The 19,429-nt window shown below is 71.8% G+C and carries 15 protein-coding genes and 1 tRNA gene; 8 read left to right on the forward strand and 8 right to left on the reverse strand.

What is annotated here, in order from left to right; translation table 11 throughout:
* Positions 1–27 precede the first annotated feature (27 nt).
* Positions 28–540 carry an NUDIX hydrolase gene (locus tag QFZ27_RS13575; protein ID WP_429226927.1) on the reverse strand — a complete coding sequence of 171 codons (513 nt, stop codon included), beginning with the start codon at positions 538–540 and terminating at the stop codon, positions 28–30.
* Between the two features lie 48 nt (positions 541–588).
* Positions 589–1,656, reverse strand: a complete 1,068-nt coding sequence (locus tag QFZ27_RS13580; RefSeq protein WP_429226928.1) for a LacI family DNA-binding transcriptional regulator — start codon at positions 1,654–1,656, stop codon at positions 589–591.
* Between the two features lie 197 nt (positions 1,657–1,853).
* Here QFZ27_RS13580 and QFZ27_RS13585 point away from each other — a divergent pair, with 197 nt between their 5' ends.
* From QFZ27_RS13585 to QFZ27_RS13600, 4 genes are read left to right on the forward strand one after another with little or no spacing between them, the layout of a single operon-like run.
* Positions 1,854–2,897: an ABC transporter substrate-binding protein gene (locus QFZ27_RS13585; protein WP_429226929.1), complete on the forward strand. Its 1,044-nt coding sequence runs from the start codon at positions 1,854–1,856 to the stop codon at positions 2,895–2,897.
* 1 nt (position 2,898) lies between these two features.
* The gene (locus tag QFZ27_RS13590; protein WP_429226930.1) at positions 2,899–5,109 is read left to right on the forward strand and encodes an ABC transporter permease; all 2,211 of its coding nucleotides are present in this window, start codon (positions 2,899–2,901) and stop codon (positions 5,107–5,109) included.
* A complete protein-coding gene (locus tag QFZ27_RS13595) occupies positions 5,106–6,230 on the forward strand; it encodes an ABC transporter ATP-binding protein (protein WP_429226931.1) in 1,125 nt (374 codons plus the stop codon). The genes QFZ27_RS13590 and QFZ27_RS13595 overlap by 4 nt, the downstream gene beginning before the upstream one ends.
* On the forward strand, positions 6,230–7,033 hold the full coding sequence (locus QFZ27_RS13600; RefSeq protein ID WP_429226932.1) for an inositol monophosphatase family protein: 804 nt from the start codon (positions 6,230–6,232) through the stop codon (positions 7,031–7,033). Before QFZ27_RS13595 ends, QFZ27_RS13600 begins: the two co-directional genes overlap by 1 nt.
* A 51-nt stretch (positions 7,034–7,084) precedes the next feature.
* Here the strand turns inward: QFZ27_RS13600 and QFZ27_RS13605 are convergent, their stop codons facing one another.
* Together QFZ27_RS13605 and QFZ27_RS13610 are read right to left on the reverse strand one after the other, a co-directional pair.
* Positions 7,085–8,269, reverse strand: a complete 1,185-nt coding sequence (locus tag QFZ27_RS13605; protein ID WP_429226933.1) for a glycerate kinase family protein — start codon at positions 8,267–8,269, stop codon at positions 7,085–7,087.
* Positions 8,270–8,282: 13 nt separating this feature from the next.
* Positions 8,283–9,743 (reverse strand): SLC13 family permease, encoded by a 1,461-nt coding sequence (locus QFZ27_RS13610; protein WP_429226934.1) that lies wholly within the window; start codon positions 9,741–9,743, stop codon positions 8,283–8,285.
* A 225-nt stretch (positions 9,744–9,968) separates the two neighbouring features.
* On the opposite strand from QFZ27_RS13610, the gene QFZ27_RS13615 reads away from it, so the two are divergent.
* Together QFZ27_RS13615 and QFZ27_RS13620 are read left to right on the forward strand one after the other, a co-directional pair.
* A complete protein-coding gene (locus tag QFZ27_RS13615; RefSeq protein ID WP_429226935.1) occupies positions 9,969–11,573 on the forward strand; it encodes a sensor histidine kinase in 1,605 nt (534 codons plus the stop codon).
* Positions 11,554–12,225, forward strand: coding sequence for a response regulator transcription factor (locus QFZ27_RS13620; protein ID WP_429226936.1), 672 nt, complete (start codon positions 11,554–11,556; stop codon positions 12,223–12,225). The genes QFZ27_RS13615 and QFZ27_RS13620 overlap by 20 nt, the downstream gene beginning before the upstream one ends.
* A 116-nt stretch (positions 12,226–12,341) precedes the next feature.
* Here the strand turns inward: QFZ27_RS13620 and QFZ27_RS13625 are convergent.
* The 4 genes from QFZ27_RS13625 to hemC form a co-directional block, all read right to left on the reverse strand.
* Positions 12,342–12,416, reverse strand: a tRNA-Thr gene (locus QFZ27_RS13625).
* 58 nt (positions 12,417–12,474) lie between these two features.
* Positions 12,475–13,866, reverse strand: coding sequence for a heme biosynthesis protein HemY (locus tag QFZ27_RS13630; RefSeq protein WP_429226937.1), 1,392 nt, complete (start codon positions 13,864–13,866; stop codon positions 12,475–12,477).
* Complete coding sequence (locus QFZ27_RS13635) at positions 13,863–16,256, reverse strand: uroporphyrinogen-III synthase (protein WP_429226938.1); 2,394 nt, start codon at positions 16,254–16,256, stop codon at positions 13,863–13,865. Before QFZ27_RS13635 ends, QFZ27_RS13630 begins: the two co-directional genes overlap by 4 nt.
* 25 nt (positions 16,257–16,281) lie before the next feature.
* Positions 16,282–17,226, reverse strand: a complete 945-nt coding sequence (gene hemC, locus QFZ27_RS13640; protein WP_429226939.1) for a hydroxymethylbilane synthase — start codon at positions 17,224–17,226, stop codon at positions 16,282–16,284.
* A 102-nt stretch (positions 17,227–17,328) separates the two neighbouring features.
* Between hemC and tsaD the strand changes: the two genes are divergently transcribed.
* Positions 17,329–18,384 carry a tRNA (adenosine(37)-N6)-threonylcarbamoyltransferase complex transferase subunit TsaD gene (tsaD, locus tag QFZ27_RS13645; protein ID WP_429226940.1) on the forward strand — a complete coding sequence of 352 codons (1,056 nt, stop codon included), beginning with the start codon at positions 17,329–17,331 and terminating at the stop codon, positions 18,382–18,384.
* Positions 18,381–19,358 carry an NAD(P)H-dependent glycerol-3-phosphate dehydrogenase gene (locus QFZ27_RS13650; protein WP_429226941.1) on the forward strand — a complete coding sequence of 326 codons (978 nt, stop codon included), beginning with the start codon at positions 18,381–18,383 and terminating at the stop codon, positions 19,356–19,358. The genes tsaD and QFZ27_RS13650 overlap by 4 nt, the downstream gene beginning before the upstream one ends.
* The last annotated feature ends 71 nt before the right edge of the window (positions 19,359–19,429 follow it).

Raw genomic sequence — 19,429 nt, forward strand, 5'->3', positions numbered from 1 at the left:
AGACGGTGTCTGCGATCCGGGAGCGCGTCACTCCGCTGCTGCCGGCCCGAGGCCGTCGGCGGCGGGCCGCTCGCTCTTGATGGACGTCTTCGATTTGCGGGCCTGCCGATCGGCGAATGCGGCGATGAGATCGTGCAGGCCTCGATCGTCGACCATGGACAGCGCCTCGCCGGGATCAACCCAGCGGGCCTCGCGCTCTTCGCATTCGCGCCATGTGTCCTGCTGCCGCTCGACCAGCATTGAAAAGATCCGGACCTCGCACGGGGCCGCGACGCCGTCATCGTCCAGCCATTTGTCGTAAACGAAGCTGCCGATCGGTTTGTCCGATATCGTGCCCCGCACGCCGGCCTCCTCGAAGGCCTCCTGGGCAGCCGATTTGGCAGGCTTCTTGCCCTTGATCTTCCATCCTTTCGGGACGACCCAGCGCCGCGTCCTGCGGGTGGTGACCAGCAGGATCTCGATCGATCCGTCGGGCCGGAAGCGGTAGGGCAGGGCTCCGTATTGCAGGCGCGGCGCCTTCGGCTTGATCTTCTCACCCATCGGCCGCTCTCCGGGCCGGGGTCGAATGCATGTCCAGAAAATCCATCATCAAATCCTGACCGTGCGTCGCCATACCAATCCGGGTGTGAGCTCGATCCGTGCCGGGGCCGCCCGGCTTCCCGATGCCAGATCGACGGCGTGGCGGGCGATGTCGTCGACCGGATGGTCGAAGGTGGTCAGCTGATAGGACAGCCAATCCGCCTGCATGACGTTGTCGAAGCCGATCACCGACACGTCCTCCGGCACCCGCAGCCCGAACTCCTGCCGCGCCGCGTCGATCAGGCCGAAGGCGGTCACGTCGTTGACGCAGAACACTGCATCGGGCCGGTCCACAGCCGTGAACAGCCGGTGCGCGGCGCCCACACCGTTGCCGTAGCTGGTCATCTGGCCGAGGCGGACCACCGTCGGCTCGAGGCCGGCCGCGCGGGCCGCGCCGACGAACGCGTCCGCCCGGGCCGACAGGCTGGGGGTGCCGAGCTCGGTGGTGACCACGGCCGGGCTGCGGCATCCGGCGCGCAGGAACAGGTTCAGCGCTTGCCGCGCCGCCCCGGCATTGTCGAGCAGGATGTTGTCCGGACCGACGATGCGGTCGTCGCGGCTGATCAGGATCAGCCGCTGCCCGTTGTCGAGGCATTCGCGCACGATCGACTGGGCCGGCGTGCCCGACATCACGACGGTGGCGTCGGCGCGGTAGTTGAGCGCGCGGCGCAGCGTCATGGCGATGTCGTCCGACGGCCCGCCGACGCACAGCAGCACGGCGACCTTGCCTGCTTCCTGCAGCCGCTCGGTGATCGCCCGGGTCAGCCGCGACGGCTGCGCCGCGTCGATATCCGCCACCACCAGGCAGACGATCCCGGTCTCCTGCCGCGACACGCCACGGGCCAGGTGGTTGACGTGATAGCCCAGGGCCTCGGCCGCGGCCAGGACGCGTTGCCGCGTCTCCTCCGACACGCTGGCGCCTGGGGTGAAGGTGCGGGACACGGCGGAACGCGACACCCCCGCCAGCTCGGCCACGGCACGGGCGCCGACGAAGCGGCGGGAGGCGAGATCCTCCGCCGGCGGCTGGATGTCCGGTGGCGTGCTGTCGCGGCCGGGCATGCCGGTCTGCTCCTTCATTCGACGGCACGATCATAAGCGGTTTGCAACCGGGTGCAAACCGATCTGTGTGGGCATCGACCGTCGATAGATTCAGCCTGCCGAGAATCGGTTAGGTGCAGGTATTTCCCTGTGCCACAAATTTGTCATTGACGACGCGTGATCGATCAAACAGCATTTGCACACGGTTGCAAGAAACAATGCTGGGGAGGATGACGATGCCGATGACATCGAAGACGGCTGCCCTGTCCTGCGCGGCCATAGCGCTGGTCGCCGGCATGGCGCTGCGCTCCGCGCCCGCCCGGGCCGAGGGCTCGGTCGTGGTCTATTGCGGCGTGAATGAGGAATGGTGCCGGGCCGCGGCCAGCGCCTTCCAGGAGAAGACCGGCATCCATGTCGACATGACACGGCAGAGCGCCGGTGAGATCTTCGCCCGCCTGCGGGCCGAGAAGGACAATCCGCGCGGAGACATTTGGTACGGCGGCACCGGCGACCCGCATCTGCAGGCGGCGACCGACGGGCTGACCGAGCCCTACAAATCGCCGGTGGTCGGGCAACTGCGGGACTGGGCGCAGGACCAGGCCAGGCGCTCCGGCGACCGCACTGTCGGGCTGTACCTCGGCGTTCTCGGCTTCGGCTACAACGAGCAGGAGCTGAAGGACCGCAACCTGACGGCCCCGGCCTGCTGGTCCGACCTGCTGAAGCCGGAGCTGGAGGGCGAGGTCCAGATGGCCGACCCGAACTCCTCCGGCACCGCCTGGACCATGCTGGCGACCATCGTGCAGCTGATGGGCGAGGACAAGGCGTTCGAGTACCTGGTCGGCCTGAACAAGAACATCGACCAGTACACCAGCGCCGGCGCTGCGCCGGCCCAGGCCGTCGGCCGGGGCGAGACCATCGTCGGCATCGCCTTCCAGCACGACCTGATCAACGCGGCCAAGCAATCGCCGGCGGTGAAGGTGGTGTCGCCCTGCGAGGGCACCGGCTACGAGATCGGGTCGATGAGCCTGATCAAGGGCGCCCGGCACATGGACGAGGCGAAGAAGTTCTACGACTGGGCGCTGACCCCCGAGGCGCAGGCGATCGCGGCGAAGAACGGCAGCTTCCAGGTGCCGTCGAACACCGCCTCCGCGATACCGCCGGAATCGCCGGACACCAGCAACATCAAGCTGATCCACTATGATTTCGAGAAATACGGCTCCTCCGCCGAGCGGACGCGGCTGCTGTCGCGCTGGACCAAGGACGTGAAGAACGGCGGCTGAGGTGGCGGCGACGGGGCTGAGGAAAGGGGCGGCCGCGACGCGGTTTTCGGGCGTGCGGCTGTGCCTGCTGTTCAGCTGGGCGTCGGTCCTGGTGCTGCCCTGGTACGGCATCGAGGGCGGGCTGGTCCGCGCCCTGACCGAGGGCGGGGCGCCGGCGGTGGTCGAAGCCGCCCGCGGCAGCCCCTGGCTGGTCGGCCTGCTGCTGCCGCTGCTGCTGGCCAGCCTGGCCGAGCTGCAGCGACGGCCGCGCCTGCTGGCCTGGGCCGGGGCGGCGGGCATCGCCTGGGCCTTGCTGCAGGGCTTCGCCATCGACCGGCAGGGCTGGGCGATCGTCGACCTCGGCAGCCTGGCCGGCTGGGCCGCGGCGCAACCGGCGCTCGGCTGGGGCGCGCTCGGCTACCTGGCGGCCATGGCGCTTCTGGCCGCGCACGGCCTGGCCCGGCAGGGCTGGTGCAAGGGCGACGCCTTCACCGTCGGCGCCCTGGTCGTCGTCTGTGGCTCGATCCTGATTTTCGTCGGCTACCCGGTGCTCTGCGTCCTGCTGTCGGCGTTCAAGGACAATGACGGGCAGGTCGACCTGCCGATGTTCGCCGACAAGCTGACCGATTCCTCGATCTGGGGCCTGGCCTGCCTGTCCGGCGGACGCAGCTGCGGCGTGGCCTGGAACTCGCTGGCCCAGGCCACGCTGGTCGGCGTGCTCAGCACGCTGTTGGGCCTCGCCTTCGCGCTGGTGGCCCAGCGCACCCGCTTTCCGTTCCCGCGCCTGTTCAAGGTGCTGGCGGTGCTGCCGGTGATCACGCCGCCCTTCGTCATCGGCCTGGCGCTGATCCTGCTGTTCGGCCGCGCCGGCATGGTCACGACGCTGCTCAACGACTGGTTCGGCTTGCCGCGCAGCCGCTGGCTGTATGGCATGCCGGGCCTGACCATCGCCCAGCTTCTGGCCTTCACCCCGATCTCCTACCTGGTGCTGCTGGGCGTGCTGCAGGGCGTCAGCCCGAGCATGGAGGAGGCGTCGCAGACCCTGCGCAGCGGCCCGTGGCGCACCTTCCGCCACGTCACCTGGCCGCTGATCCGGCCGGGCTTGGCCAACGCCTTCCTGATCGCCTTCATCGAAAGCCTGGCTGATTTCGGCAATCCGATGATGATCGGCGGCAATTTCCGCGTGCTGTCGACCAGCGTCTACTTCGCCGTGGTCGGCGCGGCGCAGGACCAGGGCCAGGCCGCGGTGCTGGCGATCGTGCTGCTGAGCTTCAGCCTGTCGGCCTTCCTGCTGCAGCGGCTGTGGATCGGGCGGAAGAGCTACGTCACCGTCTCGGGGAAGGGCGATTCCGGGCTGCCCGGCCCGCTGCCCGCGCCGCTGCGCATCCTGTGCTACACGGTGGTGCTGCCCTGGATCGTGCTGACCGTCGCGGTCTACGGCATCATCATGATCGGCGGCTTCGTCAGCACCGTCGGCAGCGACAACACCCTGACGCTGAAGCATTTCCTGACTGCCTTCGCCATCGGCGACAGCGACCATGGCTGGTATCTGGCGGGGTCGGCCTGGAACTCGCTGATCACCACGCTGGAGGTGGCACTGCTGGCCATGGTGCCGACCGCGGCCTTGGGCATCCTGACCGCCTATCTGCTCAGCCGGCAGCGCTTCGCCGGCCGCGGCGCCTTCGAGTTCCTGACCATGATGAGCTTCGCCATCCCGGGCACCGTGATCGGCATCAGCTATATCCTGGCGTTCAACAGCGGCCCGATCGAGCTGACCGGGACGGCGATGATCATGATCATCGCCTTCGTGTTCCGGAACATGCCGGTCGGCATCCGCGCCGGGCTGGCCAATCTCAGCCAGATCGACCGCAGCCTGGACGAGGCATCGCTGACGCTGGGCGCGCGGTCGGCCACCACGCTGCGGCGGGTGATCCTGCCGATCCTGCGGCCGGCGGTCGCGACCTCGCTGGTCTATGCCTTCGTCCGGGCGATCACCAGCGTCAGCGCGGTGATCTTCCTGGTCAGCGGCGAGTTCAACCTCGCCACCGTCTACATCGTCGGCCGGGCCGAGTTCGGCGAGTACGGGCTGGCGATCGTCTATTCCGCCGTGCTGATCACGATCATGGTCCTGGCCCTGATGGCGATCCAGGCCCTGGTCGGCGAAAAGCGGATCGGCCGCCGTGTCGCGGCCGCCCCCGAGACCCGCAACCGTCAATCCGTGGTGCAGGCGTGACAAGCAACCTGATCGAACCCGCCAACGCGGGGGCCCGCGTCGCCACCGGCGTCCCGGCGGTCGAGTTCCGCGCCGTCAGCAAGCACTACGGCCCGGTGACGGCGGTCGACCGCGTCGGCTTCACGATCGAGCGGGGCACGCTGGTGACCCTGCTGGGGCCATCCGGCTGCGGCAAGACCACGACGCTGCGCCTGGTCGCCGGGCTGGAGATCGCCAGCGAGGGCCGGATTCTGATCGAGGGCGAGGACGTCACCCACCGCTCCGCCGCCGAGCGCGATGTCAGCATGGTGTTCCAGTCCTACGCCCTGTTCCCGCACATGACGGTGATGCAGAACGTCTGCTACGGACTGCGCGCCTCCGGCCTGTCGCAGGCCCGGGCCGAAGCGATGGCGGCGGATAAGCTGGCGGCGGTCGGCCTCTCGGGCTTCGAGCGGCGCCTGCCCAGCGAGCTGTCGGGCGGCCAGCAGCAGCGGGTCGCCGTCGCCCGCGCCATCGTGCTGGAGCCGAAGGTGCTGCTGTTCGACGAGCCGCTGTCGAACCTCGACGCCAAGCTGCGGCGCCGGGTGCGCGAGGACATCCGCGGCCTGCAGCAGTCGCTGGGCCTGACCGTGGTCTATGTCACCCACGACCAGGAGGAGGCGCTGGCCGTCTCCGACCGCATCGTGGTGATGCATTCGGCCCGGATCGTCCAGGACGGCACGCCGCGCGACCTCTATGAGCGGCCGGCCAACCGGTTCATCGCCGACTTCATCGGCAATGCCAACTTGTTCTCGGCCGCGCTGCAGCGGCGCGACGGGGCGATGGCGCAGATCCAGCTCGGCGGAACGGCCTTGTCGCTGCCGCATCGCGATCTGCCGCCCGGCCCGGTCGAGGTCGCGGTGCGGCCCCAGGCGATCCGGCTGCGCCCTGGCGGGAAACAACCCGGCGAGCTGGCCGGCATCATCCGCAAGTCCGCCTATCTCGGCAGCCATATGGAGTATCAGGTGGAACTATCGGAGATCGGGGCCGAGGCCTTCGTCATCGACGGCAATGTCGGCGTGCCGTTCGCCCCTGGCGCAGCAGTCGGCGTCGCGATCCCGGCGGACGGCGCCGCCCTGGTGCCGGCAGGCGAGGCGATCTGATGCACGATCTCGATCAACGCGAGGCCTTCGGCCTGGACCTGGCCCTGCGCGCCGGCGCCCTGGCGCTCGGCATGCGCCGGAGCCTGGCGCCGATCGAGGCCAAAAGCACGATCGATTTCTGCACCGAGGCTGACCGGGCGGTGGAGCAACTGGTCCGCGCCGAGGTCGCCCAGCGCTTCGGCGACGCCGTGATCGGCGAGGAGTATGGCGGCGAGGCGGCCGACTGCGTCTGGGTGGTCGACCCGATCGACGGCACCGCCGGCTACATCCACGGCTCCGGCCGCTGGTGCGTGTCGCTGGCTTATCTGCAGGACGGTGAGATCGAGATCGGCGTCCTCTACGCCCCCGCCGATGACCGCCTGTTCGTCGCCCGGCGCGGCCGCGGCGCCACGCTCAATGGCCGGCCGATCCGGGTCAGCGGCCTGGCGCATGGCGCGGCGCCGCTGGTCGAGGTCGGCTGGTCCGAGCGCCGGCCGCTGGCGGCCTATTGCACCCTGCTGCAGCGGCTGACCGAGGCCGGCATCGAGTTCCGCCGCAACGGCTCCGGCGCGCTCGGCCTGGCCGAGGTCGCCTGCGGCCTGAACGACGGCTATGCCGAGCTGCACATCAACGCCTGGGACGCCCTGGCCGGCATCCTGCTGGTGCGCGAGGCCGGCGGCTGGACCAACGACTTCCTGGCGGATGACGGACTCGCTCGCGGCAACCTGCTGCTCGCCGCCACGCCGTCCATCAGCGACCGCCTGGTGGCGATGACGCAGGATCTGCACCGGATGGCAGAGCCGCCGGCAGCCATGGCGGGGTAGGTCCCGCCTGAGAGAGGCCGACCGAGATCGGCCACGCACTTACACCGACCTCTATGGCCGCGGCTGCTGCATGCGTGCGGCGAGCATCAGGCGCACCGCCTGCTCCGCCGTGTCGGCCAGCAGCGTGTCGGTCTCCCGGATCGCATCCTCCAGCGAACAGGGCCGCTTCAGGATGCCGAAGACGGCATCGATGCCGACGTCGCGGGCGGAGTCCGCCCCTATGCCGACCGTACCGGCCAGCGCCAGGACCGGCAACCCGTAGCGCTTGGCGCGCAGCGCGATCTCGGCCGGCACCTTGCCGTATCGGGTCTGGCCGTCGATGCCGCCTTCCGCGGTCATGACCAGGTCGGCCTTGGCCAGCCGCCGGTCCAGGTCGATGTGACGCAGGATGAGATCGAAGCGCGGATGCAGCCGGGCGCCGGCAAAGGCATGAAGACCGGCGCCCAGCCCGCCCGAGGCGCCGCCGCCCGTCAGGGTCGCGACCTCGATCCCGATGTCGCGGCGGACGATTCGGGCGAAGGTCTTGAGGCCGCGTTCCAGCAGCGCCACCTGATCCGGCGTCGCGCCCTTCTGCGGTCCGAACACGCGGGCGACGCCGGCTTTGCCGAGCAGCATGTTGTAAGGGTTGACCGCGACGTCGATCCGCACCCGCTGCAGGCGGGGATCGCGCCCGGACAGGTCGATGCGGTCCAGGGAGGGCAGCGCTGCTCCGGTGCCGGCGATCGGGCGGCCCGAGGCGTCCAGCAGACGGACGCCCAGCGCCTGGGCCATGCCCGCGCCGGCGTCGTTGATGCCGGAATCGCCGCAGCCGACCAGGATTCGCTCCGCGCCGAGATCGAGCGCCGCGCGGATCAGCTCGCCGACGCCCTGGCTGGTCGTCAGGGTAGGATCGCGCAGATCCCTCGGCACCAGGCGAAGCCCGGCCGCGGCCGCCATCTCGATGACCGCGATGCGCTTCCTGCGGCCACCCAGGAAGCCGATCCCGGCCTCGACGACCTGGCCGACCGGCCCGGTGACGGTGACCGGATGCAGCTGGCCACCGGTGAGCTCGACCATCATCCGGGTGAAGCCCTCGCCGCCATCGATCATCGGCACGCGCATGATCTTCGCCCGCGGCGCCGCCTGGCGCACGCCGCGGGCCATGGCGTCCGCGACCTCGCGGACCCCGAGCCCTTCCTTGAAGCCGGACGGCGCGATGAGGACATGGAGGCGCCGATCCGTGGATTTCTTCGACATCGTCCGTCTCCTCCTATGGGGTGGCCAGCATCGTTCCGATGGCGGGCCAGACGATGGCCGCGAACAGCATGGCCAGCAGGAAGTGCAGCGGCAGCAGCACCGCGCTGAGCCGGGCCAAGTCGCGCGCGCCATAGGAATCTTCGGCCAGGCGGCCGAACAGGGCGACGGGTTTGGCACTGATCATCAGGGTCTGACAGAAGCCGGTGGCCGACACGGTCACCAGCATCGCCGTGACCGGGCTGATCCCGGACGACTGCGCCAGGATCAGGATCGGCGGCAGCAGGATCGACACCCGCGCCGTGCGGCTGTGGATGACGAGATGCGACAGCAGGCCGATCGCCGCCACCAGCGCCAGGACGGCCGCCGGCGCCAGGTCACCCCGCTGCACCGGCCGGAAGACCGCGGCGACCAGCCATTCATGCAGGCCGGACGCCATCAGCCCGTCCGCCAGGCAGATCGTCGCCGCGAGGAACAGCAGGAGCGCTACGTCGACATCCCGGACAGCGTCCCGGAACGAGACCGGAGCGACGCCGGGGCAGAGGACGGCAAGGGCGCCGAGCATCGCCAGGAGCGTCGGGTCGATCCCGTGCACGGGCTCGGTGAGCCAGCCCAGGACCACGGCCCCGGCGATCCAGAGCACCGGCTGGCGGCGCAGCGGCGCCCGGTCGGCGCTGAAGGATGGCGGGACGAGGCGCGCGCCGCGCTCCTCCGGCGCCAGGAACAGCCGCAGGATGATCTCGGTCGACAGGAATGCGCTGACCGCCGCGAAAGGCAGGCCGAAGCACACCCAGGCAAGATAGCCGATGCCGTGGCCCGACAGCCGCTCCATCATGCCGGCGGCGAGGAGATGGGCGCCGGCGCCGAGTGGGGACGCGAAGGCGGACAACAGGATGGCGGTCGGGAACAGCAGCGCGAACGCCGTCCGCATTCGCCGGCCGGTGCAATGCGGCGCGATCGCGGCATAGGCCGGAACCATCATCGCGGCCCGGCCGGAGGTCGAGGGGATGACGAAGGCGGTGCCGAGGATGACCCCGGTCATGGCCCAGGCGAGCCCGCGCACCGAGCGCACCCGGCCGGTGGCCAGGGCGATCAGCCGGTCGGCGGCGCCGCTCGCCCTGAGCGCCGCGGCGAGCAGGAACGAGGCCAGCAGCAGCCAGATCAGCTCGTTGCCGAGGGTGGCGAACAGGGCCTCGGGCCGCCCGGTGACGAACAGCGTCATGGCGACCGCGGCCGCCACCGCGACGAAGGTGTCGTCGAGCGGCGTCAGGGTCCAGCCGATCATCGCCAGCAACAGGATCTCCAGGGCGCGGAGCGCCGCTGGAGCCAGATCGGGCAGGGCGAGCTCGATGGCGACCACGGCCAGGGCGCCGCCGCCGGCCGCCAGGATCGGCCGCCACCGGGCATCGCTCCACCGGCTTGCGGTGTCGACACGCCGGCCAGGCGCCGGAGCGAACCATTCGGTCGCATTCGTCATTCGACCCTCCGCTCGGGTTGGGTGGGCATGCCCGGACCGACGGAGGCAGGCCCGTCGCCGCCCGTGCAACCCCAGGGCACAATCTAAGGCCTCATCGGTTAGGGATCGTGGAGCGCGAGGTTAGAATTCGGAGAGTCGCGTCGCCGGATGCCGCGGCGGGCTTGTCCCGCGGCGCCACGGGGTGATGGTGTCGCTCCCGGCGCTTCCCATCCCGCCCGAGGCCGCATGACCGTCCGACGCCGCATCCTGCTGTTCCAGCTCGTCACCATCGGCTTCGTCGCCGTGGTGATCGGCATGATGCTGACCACGCTGCGCCTGACCGGAGATTTCGTGCGCCGCATCGACGGTGTCCACTCCCGCTTCGAGGCGATCAGCGATCTCGACAGCCTCGGCAACAACTACGCCGAGCAACTGGCCGAGGTGCTGCTGCTCGGGCCGGAGCAGATGCCTGATTTCCAGTTGTCGCAGCAGGAGATTGAGGCGGGGTTCCGGCGCCTCGCGGAGGTGACGCGCAAGGAGTTCGCGACGCTCGGCGGTCTCGGCGAGGTACAGCGGGAGCTGCCCGAGGTCGAGTTCTCCGCCCGGCTGCACGAATTCTACCGCGCCATCGACCGCGCGGCGGTCCGTGTCTTCCGGGCGCAGGCGGATGGGCAGCAGGACCGCGCCGTCGACATCTTCCGGCGCAGCATCGAGTATCGCCTGTCCAACGATTTCGAAACGATGCTCCAGCGCGCCCGGCAGGAGGAGCGGGGCGAGGTCGCCAAAGAGCTGGAGCGGGTGCAGGGCGCGCAGCATGTGCTGCTGATCGTCGCCGGGATTTTCTCGGTTCTGGTCGTGGCGGCCGGCATCGGCTCGGGGCTGGCGCTGCACCGCTCGATCGTCCAACCCGTGCGCCAGTTGACGGCGGGGGCGGAGGCGATCGCCCAGGGCCGGCTCGATCATCGCATCCGCAGCACGCGGCGCGACGAGTTCCAGTTGCTGTCGCAGAGCTTCAACAGGATGGCCGAGGCGATCGAGGAGCAGCGCGGCCGGCTGATGTCCGCCCAGGCCCGGCTGGAGAGCGAGGTCGAACAGCGGACGCATGAGCTGCGCGAGGCCAACGCGCAGCTCCGCGCGCTCGACAGCAAGCGCAGCCAGTTCCTCGCCGATGCGAGCCACGAGCTGCGGACGCCGCTGACGATCCTGCGCGGCGAGGCCGAGGTCGCCCTGCGCGGCCGGCCCCGGCTTGCGGCCTATCGCGAGGCGCTGTCCCGGATCGGCACCTATGCTGCCGACATGGCGCGGCTGCTGGAGGACCTGCTGGCGTTCACCCGTGCGGAGGTCGACGACGTCAGCTTCACCTTCGAGACCGTGGAGCTCGAGGCCGTGGTCGCGGTGGCGATCCGGGAGAGTGCGATCCTGGCCGGTCCGAAGCAGATGGCGATCGAACGTGTCGAGACGGCGCCGGGCCGGCTGGTCCGGGCCGACCCGCAGCGGCTGAAGCAGGCGCTGCTGATCGGCATCGACAACGCGATCAAATACGGGGACCCGGGCGGGGTGGTCGAGATCCGGATCAGCGGCGAGAATGGCGATGCCATGGTTTCGATCAGCGATCAGGGCTGCGGCATCGACCCGGAGGAGCTGAGCTTCGTGTTCGATCGCTACTATCGCGGGCGGAACAACGCCAGCCGTGCCGCCAAGGGCCTCGGGATCGGCCTGTCGATTGCGAAGACCATCGTCGAGCGGCATGGCGGCAGCATCGCGCTGGAGGGGGCGAAGCCGCGTGGCGCCGTCCTTCGCATTCGGCTGCCGGTCGTCGAGAGGATCACCGATGCGCATCCTGATCATTGAGGACGATCGGCGGATCTCGGGCTTCCTGCAGCGTGGCCTGGAGGCCGAGGGTTACCGCGTCCTGCTCGCCGAGGATGGGCGCGACGGCCTCGACCGGGTCCGCCAGGAAGCCATCGACCTGGTGATCCTCGACCGGCTGATTCCCTATGTCGACGGGCTCGAGGTCTGCCGCATCATCCGGCAGGAGCGTCGGCCGGTGCTGGTGCTGATGCTGACGGCCAAGGAGAGCATCCGCGATCGGGTGGACGGGCTGCAGAGCGGCGCCGACGACTATCTGACCAAGCCCTTTGCCTTCGATGAGCTGGTGGCCCGAATCGAGGCGCTGGGGCGCCGCCGGCCGGGCCTCGATCCGATCGAGCTGCTGCAGGTCGGTCCCCTGGCCCTCGATCCGGCAACCCGCCGGGTGACCAGATCCGGCGTGGAAATCGAGCTCACCGTGCGGGAGTTCGAGCTGTTGCGCTACCTGATGCAGAACGCCGGCAAAGTCGTCAGCCGCCAGCGGCTCCTCAGCCATGTCTGGAATTACGGCTTCGACCCCGGGACCAAGGTCGTCGAAGTCTACATCCGCTATCTCAGGCGGAAGCTCGACCCCGACGCGCCTGCCTTGATCCGGACCATCCGTGGGGTCGGCTATATGCTTGTCGATGGCTAGCCACCGACCTGCCGAATGAGGATGGGGTGCCTGCGGACCTCCGGTCCCGGATGACGGCCGAACGACCGCTTCCGGCGTGCTCCGGACGGCTGAACGGGATGCCGAGTTGGAAGGAATGGTGCCGAAGCGGGGATTTGAACCCCGGACCTACTGATTACGAATCAGTTGCTCTACCCCTGAGCTACTTCGGCGCCGCAGGGCGGGCACCCTATACAGGGCGCACGCCGCAGCGTCAACGGCCGGCGCGGCCTAGGCCGTGGCGGCCGGGACCACGGCCGTGCTGCCGGCCGGCGGCACCGGCGCGGGCAGGAAGGCGTCGATCTCGACCGGCGTCGGCGCCAGGCCGCGGGCCGGGCCGGGGAGGCGCCAGGCCAGCGTGTCGAAGCCGTGGCAATGGCCGCACAGCGCCGACCAGCGCTGGGCCTGGGCGCCGCAGGAATCGCAGTCCCAGACCTCGTCCGGGGCCGCGGTCTGCGCCTTGGCCAGCCAGCTGCGCGCCGCGATCGGGTCGTTGCGCTCGGCAGTCTCCAGATCGGCCAGCAGGCGGTAGACGCGGCGCGACGGCGCCACCTGCTCGGCCTTCAGCAGATGGGTGCGGGCGCTGCCCCAGAGTTGGGCCGACAGCTCGGCCTCGGCCAGGGTCAGCAGGCCGGTGGCCGAATCCGGCCGCAGCCGCACCAGCTTCTCCAGCCGCTTGACCTTCAGCAGCGCGCCCTCGTCGGCCGGGCCCAGCGCAGCATAGGCGCGGGCGATCTCCGGATGCGCCGCGCGGCCCCAGCTCTTCTCCAGCAGGCGCGCGGCCTGGCTGTCGCGGCCGGTCGCCTGCAGCAGATGACTCTCCTGCAGCGCCGCCGGCACGAAGTCCGGCTCCAGCCCCACCGCCTTGTGGGCGAAGTCCAGCGCCTGGGACAGGTTGCCGGAGTCCTCAGCCTCGCGGCTGCGCTCGACCAGGATGCGGGTCTTGAAGCGCCGCCCGTCCTCGGCCGAAATCGCCTTGACCCGCACCGAATGTGCGAGGCTGAGCTGGGCGTCGGCCCAGCGATGCTGCGCCACCTCCAGGTCGAAGCAGGCGCGATGGGTCCAGGCCGCGTCCGGCCGCAGCGACCGGGCGCGCTGCGCCATCTCCAGCGCCTGCGCCGATTGCTTGTGGCGCAGCGACTGGTTCAAGAGGCCGCGCAGGCCCAGGAACTCCATGTCCGGCCGGCGCAGCATCGCCTCGAAATAGCGGGTGGCGGCGGTGTCGTCGCCGGCCAGCTGCGCCGCCTGGGCAGACAGCAGCAGGGTCAGCGGCGGCTCGTCCAGCAGCACGTCGGCCTTGCGGGCGAAGCGGCGCGCCGCCTCGGCGTCGCCGGCCGCGACCGCGACCATGCCGCGGGTCAGGGCGCGATAGCCCTTCTCGCGGCGGGCGAAGCGGCGGCCCTCGACGAAGCGGCCCGGGGCCCGACGTAGCGAGCGCCAGAGGCGGTACAGCCAGGCCGCCAGCAGCATCAGCGCCGCCGCGGCCGCCACCAGCACCGCGACCGAAGTCTCGATCACGCGGCCCTGCCACTGGATCTCGACATGGCCCGGCCGGTCCGCCAGCCAGACCGCGACCGCGATCAGGATGGCCAGCTTGAGGGCGTAGCTCAGCAGACGCTTCATGGCGCCTTCGGGGGCTGGGTGTCACCGGAACCGGCCGCGGCGCTGCTCGCCGCCGCCAGGCGCTGCACGGCCAGGGCGGACAGGCTCTGCAGCGCCGATTCGGCCGAAAGCCGGGCCTCGGCCTGGCTGCGCCAGGGCGCCATGGCCGAGGCCGCGGGCCCGCTCAGGCCCTTGACTGCCTCGACCGCGCCGGCCAGATCGCCGCGCTGCAGCCGGCCTTCGGCCCGGGCCAGCACGGCGTCGGTGCCGGTGCCTTCGACCTCGCCCGGGGCCGGGCGGACCGTGACCAGGTCCTGCACCACGGACAGGCTGCGGTCGACCCAGTCGCCGCTCTCCGGCTGGCCGGCCTTGCGCGCCGCCTCGGCGGCCTGGACGAAGCCGGTCGCCAGGGCGGCGCGGCTGGGCACGCCCTTCGCCGCCGGCTCCAGCGCCGCCACGGCGTTGGCCAGGCCGGGGTCGTTCTGCGCCAGGCCGCGCAGCAGAGCCAGCGTCTCGTCCAGCGGCGCGCCGGTGTCCAGGGCGCTCCGCAGCTGGCCGGCGGCCAGGCTCAGCGCCTGGGCGCCGGTGTCGCTGTTGCGCAGCCGCTCGACCGTCGCCTTGACCGCATCGACCTGCTGCTGCAGCGCCGCCAGGGTGCTGCCATTGGCCTGGGCGCCGGAGGACAGGGTGGCGACGGTGTCGCCCAGCGTCTTGACCGCGGCCTGGGCCGATTCCAGCGCCGCGACCCGGGCCTCCAGCGCCGCCACGGCCTCGGGGGCCGGCGCGGCCGGGGCAGGGGCCGCCGGAGCGGGCTGTTGCTGCGGCTGGCCCTGCTGCGGTGCCGTGCCGGCCAGCTGGTCCAGCCTCTGCTGGATCGCGTCGACCCGGGCGGCCAGGTCGGAGCGGCCCTTCTCGATCGCGGCGGGATCGATCGGGCCGCCGGCCGGCTTCTCCAGCGCCTCGACCCGCTTGCCCAGCCCGTCGATCGCCTCGGCGGTGCCGGACGGCATGTCGGCCAGGCGCTTCTCGATGAAGGCGACGCGGTCGCCCAGCGTCGGCGAGCCCTGCGGAGCCGGGGCCGGGGCGGATGTCCCGAACAGCTTCGGCGACCACATCGGCGCGGTGACCGAGATCGCGGCGAAGATGACGGCCACGCCCGCCGCATACCAGGCCGAGCGCGCCGGGTTGCCCGGCGGTTCGGCCGGGGGCGGCGGCGGGACGGTCGGTGGGCCGACGCGCGGCGGGCCGGGCGGCGTCTCCGGCTCGGACAGCTCGGCCGGCTCGGGCGCGCCGTCCTCCGGCGTCGCCGGGCGGGTGCGCGCCAGCTCGGCCGGGTCGAGCGCGATGCCGTGGGTCTTGGCCGCAGCCAGGATGTCGGCGTGGCGCTGCTCCGGAATGGCGTTGCGCCGCTTCCAGCCCTGCACCGTGGTGACCGGCACGGTCAGCTTCGCCGCCATCGGGCGGATGCCGCCGAAGGCCTCGATCACCCGCTCGGTCGGGGTCAGCGGCCCTTCGCTCGGGAGCGCCAGGGCGTCATCGGGGAGCGGTGCGGCGGGTTCGCCGGCCTTGTCGGGGGACTCGGGCTGAGCCTGAGAGGGGGCCGACACATCGTCCGGCTGCTGGGAGTCAGGGCCGGGGGCCGCTGCTTCGCCTGGCTTGTCGGGGGTCGGGTCCATACCGTTCGCCGTCCTCGTCTCTTGCTCAGCGGAAAAATCGGAAAGCCGCGCCAGCAGCGACGGCGAATCCGGCCTCTCCGCGATTCGCACCGCCCGCCAGGGCGACGGATCCAGCGCCTGGGCGACGGCCGGGCTCAGGCAGACCGCCGTCAGCCCGGCGAGGCGATGGGTCAGTTCGACCCGGGCCGCGAGGGTAGCAAAGACCTTCGCGGTGCGGGGAGAGAAAAACACCACCCCCGCCAGCCCGGGGTCGGCCAGGGCCGCCACCGCCGCCGGCGGCAGCGCCACGACCGGCCGGGCGCGGTACAGGACGATCCGCCGCACGGTGAAGCCGGCGAGCAGCTCGGTCAGGTCGCGGGCGACGTCCTCGCCCGAGGGATGCAGCAGCACGCCGCCCGCGGGGTCCAGCCGGGCGCTGGCCAGCTTGGCCAGGTCGTCGCCGTCGCCAGCGGCGCTGGCGACGTCGCGGAAGCCGAGCGACAGGGCCAGCTCGGCGGTGGCGTCGCCGACCGCCAGCACCGGCAGGTCGCGCCGCTTCACCCGCCGGGCGAAGGCGTCGATGCCGTTGCGGCTGGTGGCCAGCACCGCCTGCACGTCGGCCAGGGCGATCGGGCCGGGATCGACCGGCTCGATCTCCAGGATCGGGGCGACCACCGGATCCAGGCCGCGGTCGCGCATCGCGTCGGCGAAGCGTTCGGCCTCTTCCCGCGGCCGGGTGACCAGCCAGCGCGTCATCCGGTCGCGTCCATCCGCGGGGCCCTCATCCGGCCAGGAAGCGTGGGCCGATGCGGCGGCGCAGCGCCTCGCCGGCCTCGGTGCCCAGCCGCGCCGCCTCGGATCGAGGCCCCTCGCGCCGGTCCTCATGCATCTCGCTGCCGTCGGGCAGCGCGACGCGGGAGGTCAGGGTCAGCGTGTCGCCCGACCCCAGCTCGGCCAGCGCCGCGATCGGGGTGCGGCAACTGCCGTCCAGCGCCGCCAGCAAAGCGCGCTCGGCCGCCACCCGGTCGCCGGTATCGCAGTCATGGATGGCGGACAGCAGGGCCAGCACCCGCTCGTCGCCTGCGCGGCATTCGATGCCGATGGCGCCCTGGGCGACGGCCGGCAGCATCTCCTGCGGGTCGAGCACGGCGGAGACCCGGTCGGCCTTGCCCAGGCGCTTCAGCCCGGCCAGGGCCAGCAGGGTGGCGTCGACCGTGCCGGCATCCAGCTTGGCCAGGCGGGTGTCGACATTGCCACGGAACGGCACCACCCGCAGGTCGGGCCGCAGCGCCAGCAGCTGCGCCTGTCGTCGCAGGCCGGAGGTGCCGACCACAGCACCCGGCTTCAGCGTGGCCAGGCTGGCCGGGCCGGTCAGGGCCTCGTCGCGGGCGAACAAGGCGTCGCGCGGGTCCTCGCGCGGCAGCAGGGCGCCGATGATCAGGCCGTCCGGCAGCCGGGTCGGCATGTCCTTCATCGAATGGACGGCGATGTCCAGGCTGCCGTCCAAGAGGCCGTCCTCGATCTCCTTGGTGAACAGCCCCTTGCCGCCGATCTCGGACAGCGGCCGGTCCTGCACCCGGTCGCCGGTGGTGCGGACGGCCTGGATCTCGACCGCGCCGGGCGCCGCCAGGGCCGGATGCGCCGCGATCAGACGCCGCCGCGTCTCCTCGGCCTGAGCGAGGGCAAGGGCGCTGCCGCGCGTGCCGATGCGGAGAACGATGTCCATGGCCCGACTTCTAGAAGCCCGGCGCCCGCCGGGCAAGCTGCGCGGGTCGGTTTTGTCCCGGTCCTTTCGCCACACGCGCAGACCGCCTATATCGGGCCGATCATGATCGTGCTCGGCATCGAGACCTCCTGCGACGAGACGGCGGCGGCCCTGGTCGACGACCAGCGGCGGATCCTTGCCAATGTCGTGCTCAGCCAGATCGAGGAGCACGCGCCCTATGGCGGCGTGGTGCCCGAGGTGGCGGCACGCGCCCATCTGGCCCATCTCGACGGCGTGGTGCGCCGGGCGCTGGCCGAAGCCGGGATCGGCCTCGACGCGGTCGACGGCATCGCCGCCACCGCCGGGCCGGGGCTGATCGGCGGGGTCGCTGTCGGGGTGATGACCGCCAAGGGCATCGCCGCCGCCCGCGGCCTGCCCTTCCTCGGCGTCAACCACCTCGAAGGCCATGCCCTGACGGCGCGGCTGACCGACGGGGTCGAGTTCCCCTACCTGCTGCTGCTGGTCTCCGGCGGCCATTGCCAGCTGCTCTGCGTCGAGGGCGTCGGCCGCTACCGACGCTGGGGCACCACCATCGACGACGCGGTCGGCGAGGCCTTCGACAAGGTCGCCAAGATGCTCGGCCTCGGCCATCCCGGCGGGCCGCTGGTCGAGGCCGCGGCGAAAGGCGGCGACCCGAAGCGCTTCGCCCTGCCGCGGCCGATGGTCGGGCGGCCCGACTGCGACTTCTCCTTCTCCGGCCTCAAGACCGCGGTGCGCCGCGCCGTGACCGGGCTGCCGCAGCCGCCGGCCGACCAGGACATCGCCGATCTCTGCGCCACCTTCCAGGAATCGGTGGCGGCTTCGCTGGCCGACCGGGCCAAGCGGGCCATCGCCCGGTTCCGGGCCGAGCATCCGGCCGGCGGCGCCTTCGTGGTGGCCGGCGGCGTCGCCGCCAACCAGCGGCTGCGCGCCCGCCTATCCGAGGTGTCGGCGCCCGCCGGGCTGCCCTTCGTCGCGCCGCCGCTGACGCTGTGCACCGACAACGGCGCCATGATCGCCTGGGCCGGGCTGGAGCGGCTGCGCCTCGGCTTGGTCGACGGGCTCGACTGCGCGCCGCGGCCGCGCTGGCCGCTCGATCCCACGGCCACGGCGGCGATCGGCGCCGGGGTGAAGGCTTGACGCGCCGCATTGCCGTGATCGGCGCCGGCGCCTGGGGCACCGCCCTGGCGCAGAGCTTCGCCGGGGCCGGCCACAAGGTGGTGCTGTGGGCCCGCGACCCGGGGCGGGCCGCGGCGATGCAGGACGGCCGCGAGAACGCCGTCTATCTGCCGGGCATCGCGCTGCATCCGGGGATCGCGGTCACCGCCGACCTCGCCGCCGCCGAAGGCCTGCGAATCCTGGCCGTGCCGGCGCAGCATCTGCGCGCGATCCTGGGGCAACTGCCGCCGCGGCCGGGGCCGCTGGTGATCACCGCCAAGGGCATCGAGACCGCGACCGGCCGGTTCATGCACGAGGTCGCGGCCGAGGCGCGGCCGGAGGCGGCGCCGGCGCTGCTGTCCGGCCCCAGCTTCGCCGCCGAGGTGGCGCGTGGCCTGCCGACCGCGCTGACCCTGGCCTGCGCCGATGCCGAGGCCGGCGCCGCCCTGGCCCGCAGCCTCGGCCACAAGACGCTGCGCCTGTACTGGAGCGAGGATCTGCGCGGCGTCGCGCTGGGCGGCGCGCTGAAGAACGTGCTGGCGATCGCCGCCGGCATCGTGACGGGACGAGGCCTGGGCGAGAACGCCCGGGCGGCGCTGGTCACCCGCGGCCTGGCCGAGATGACGCGGCTCGGCGCCGGGCTCGGGGCGCGGCCGGAGACGCTGATGGGCCTGTCCGGCCTCGGCGACCTGCTGCTGACCGCCTGCAGCGCCACCAGCCGCAACACCTCGCTCGGCATCGCGCTGGGGCAGGGCCGGCCGCTGGCGCAGATCCTGGGCGAGCGCCGGTCGGTCACCGAAGGGGTGTGGACCGCGGCGGCGGCGGCCCGGCTGGCGGCCCAGGCGGGCGTCGACGCTCCGGTGATCGCCGCGGTCGACGCCGTGCTGAACCGCGGCGCCGCGATCGACACCGCCGTCGCCGGCCTGCTGCTGCGCCCGGCGAAACGCGAGATGTGAGGCGGAAAGGGTCGGCGTTCCGGCGAGCCTCGATCGACCACTATCTTGACACACATATTTGTAGTAACAAA

The organism is Inquilinus ginsengisoli, from assembly GCF_050434925.1.
GTDB lineage: Bacteria > Pseudomonadota > Alphaproteobacteria > DSM-16000 > Inquilinaceae > Inquilinus > Inquilinus ginsengisoli_B.

Excerpts from the sequence above, each read along its gene's own strand:
- QFZ27_RS13575 (WP_429226927.1), bottom strand. The coding sequence starts at position 540 with ATGGGTGAGAAGATCAAGCCGAAGGCGCCGCGCCTGCAATACGGAGCC.
- QFZ27_RS13580 (WP_429226928.1), bottom strand. The coding sequence starts at position 1,656 with ATGAAGGAGCAGACCGGCATGCCCGGCCGCGACAGCACGCCACCGGAC.
- QFZ27_RS13585 (WP_429226929.1), top strand. The coding sequence starts at position 1,854 with ATGCCGATGACATCGAAGACGGCTGCCCTGTCCTGCGCGGCCATAGCG.
- QFZ27_RS13600 (WP_429226932.1), top strand. The coding sequence starts at position 6,230 with ATGCACGATCTCGATCAACGCGAGGCCTTCGGCCTGGACCTGGCCCTG.
- QFZ27_RS13605 (WP_429226933.1), bottom strand. The coding sequence starts at position 8,269 with ATGTCGAAGAAATCCACGGATCGGCGCCTCCATGTCCTCATCGCGCCG.
- QFZ27_RS13610 (WP_429226934.1), bottom strand. The coding sequence starts at position 9,743 with ATGACGAATGCGACCGAATGGTTCGCTCCGGCGCCTGGCCGGCGTGTC.
- QFZ27_RS13615 (WP_429226935.1), top strand. The coding sequence starts at position 9,969 with ATGACCGTCCGACGCCGCATCCTGCTGTTCCAGCTCGTCACCATCGGC.
- QFZ27_RS13620 (WP_429226936.1), top strand. The coding sequence starts at position 11,554 with ATGCGCATCCTGATCATTGAGGACGATCGGCGGATCTCGGGCTTCCTG.
- QFZ27_RS13630 (WP_429226937.1), bottom strand. The coding sequence starts at position 13,866 with ATGAAGCGTCTGCTGAGCTACGCCCTCAAGCTGGCCATCCTGATCGCG.
- QFZ27_RS13635 (WP_429226938.1), bottom strand. The coding sequence starts at position 16,256 with ATGACGCGCTGGCTGGTCACCCGGCCGCGGGAAGAGGCCGAACGCTTC.
- hemC (WP_429226939.1), bottom strand. The coding sequence starts at position 17,226 with ATGGACATCGTTCTCCGCATCGGCACGCGCGGCAGCGCCCTTGCCCTC.
- tsaD (WP_429226940.1), top strand. The coding sequence starts at position 17,329 with ATGATCGTGCTCGGCATCGAGACCTCCTGCGACGAGACGGCGGCGGCC.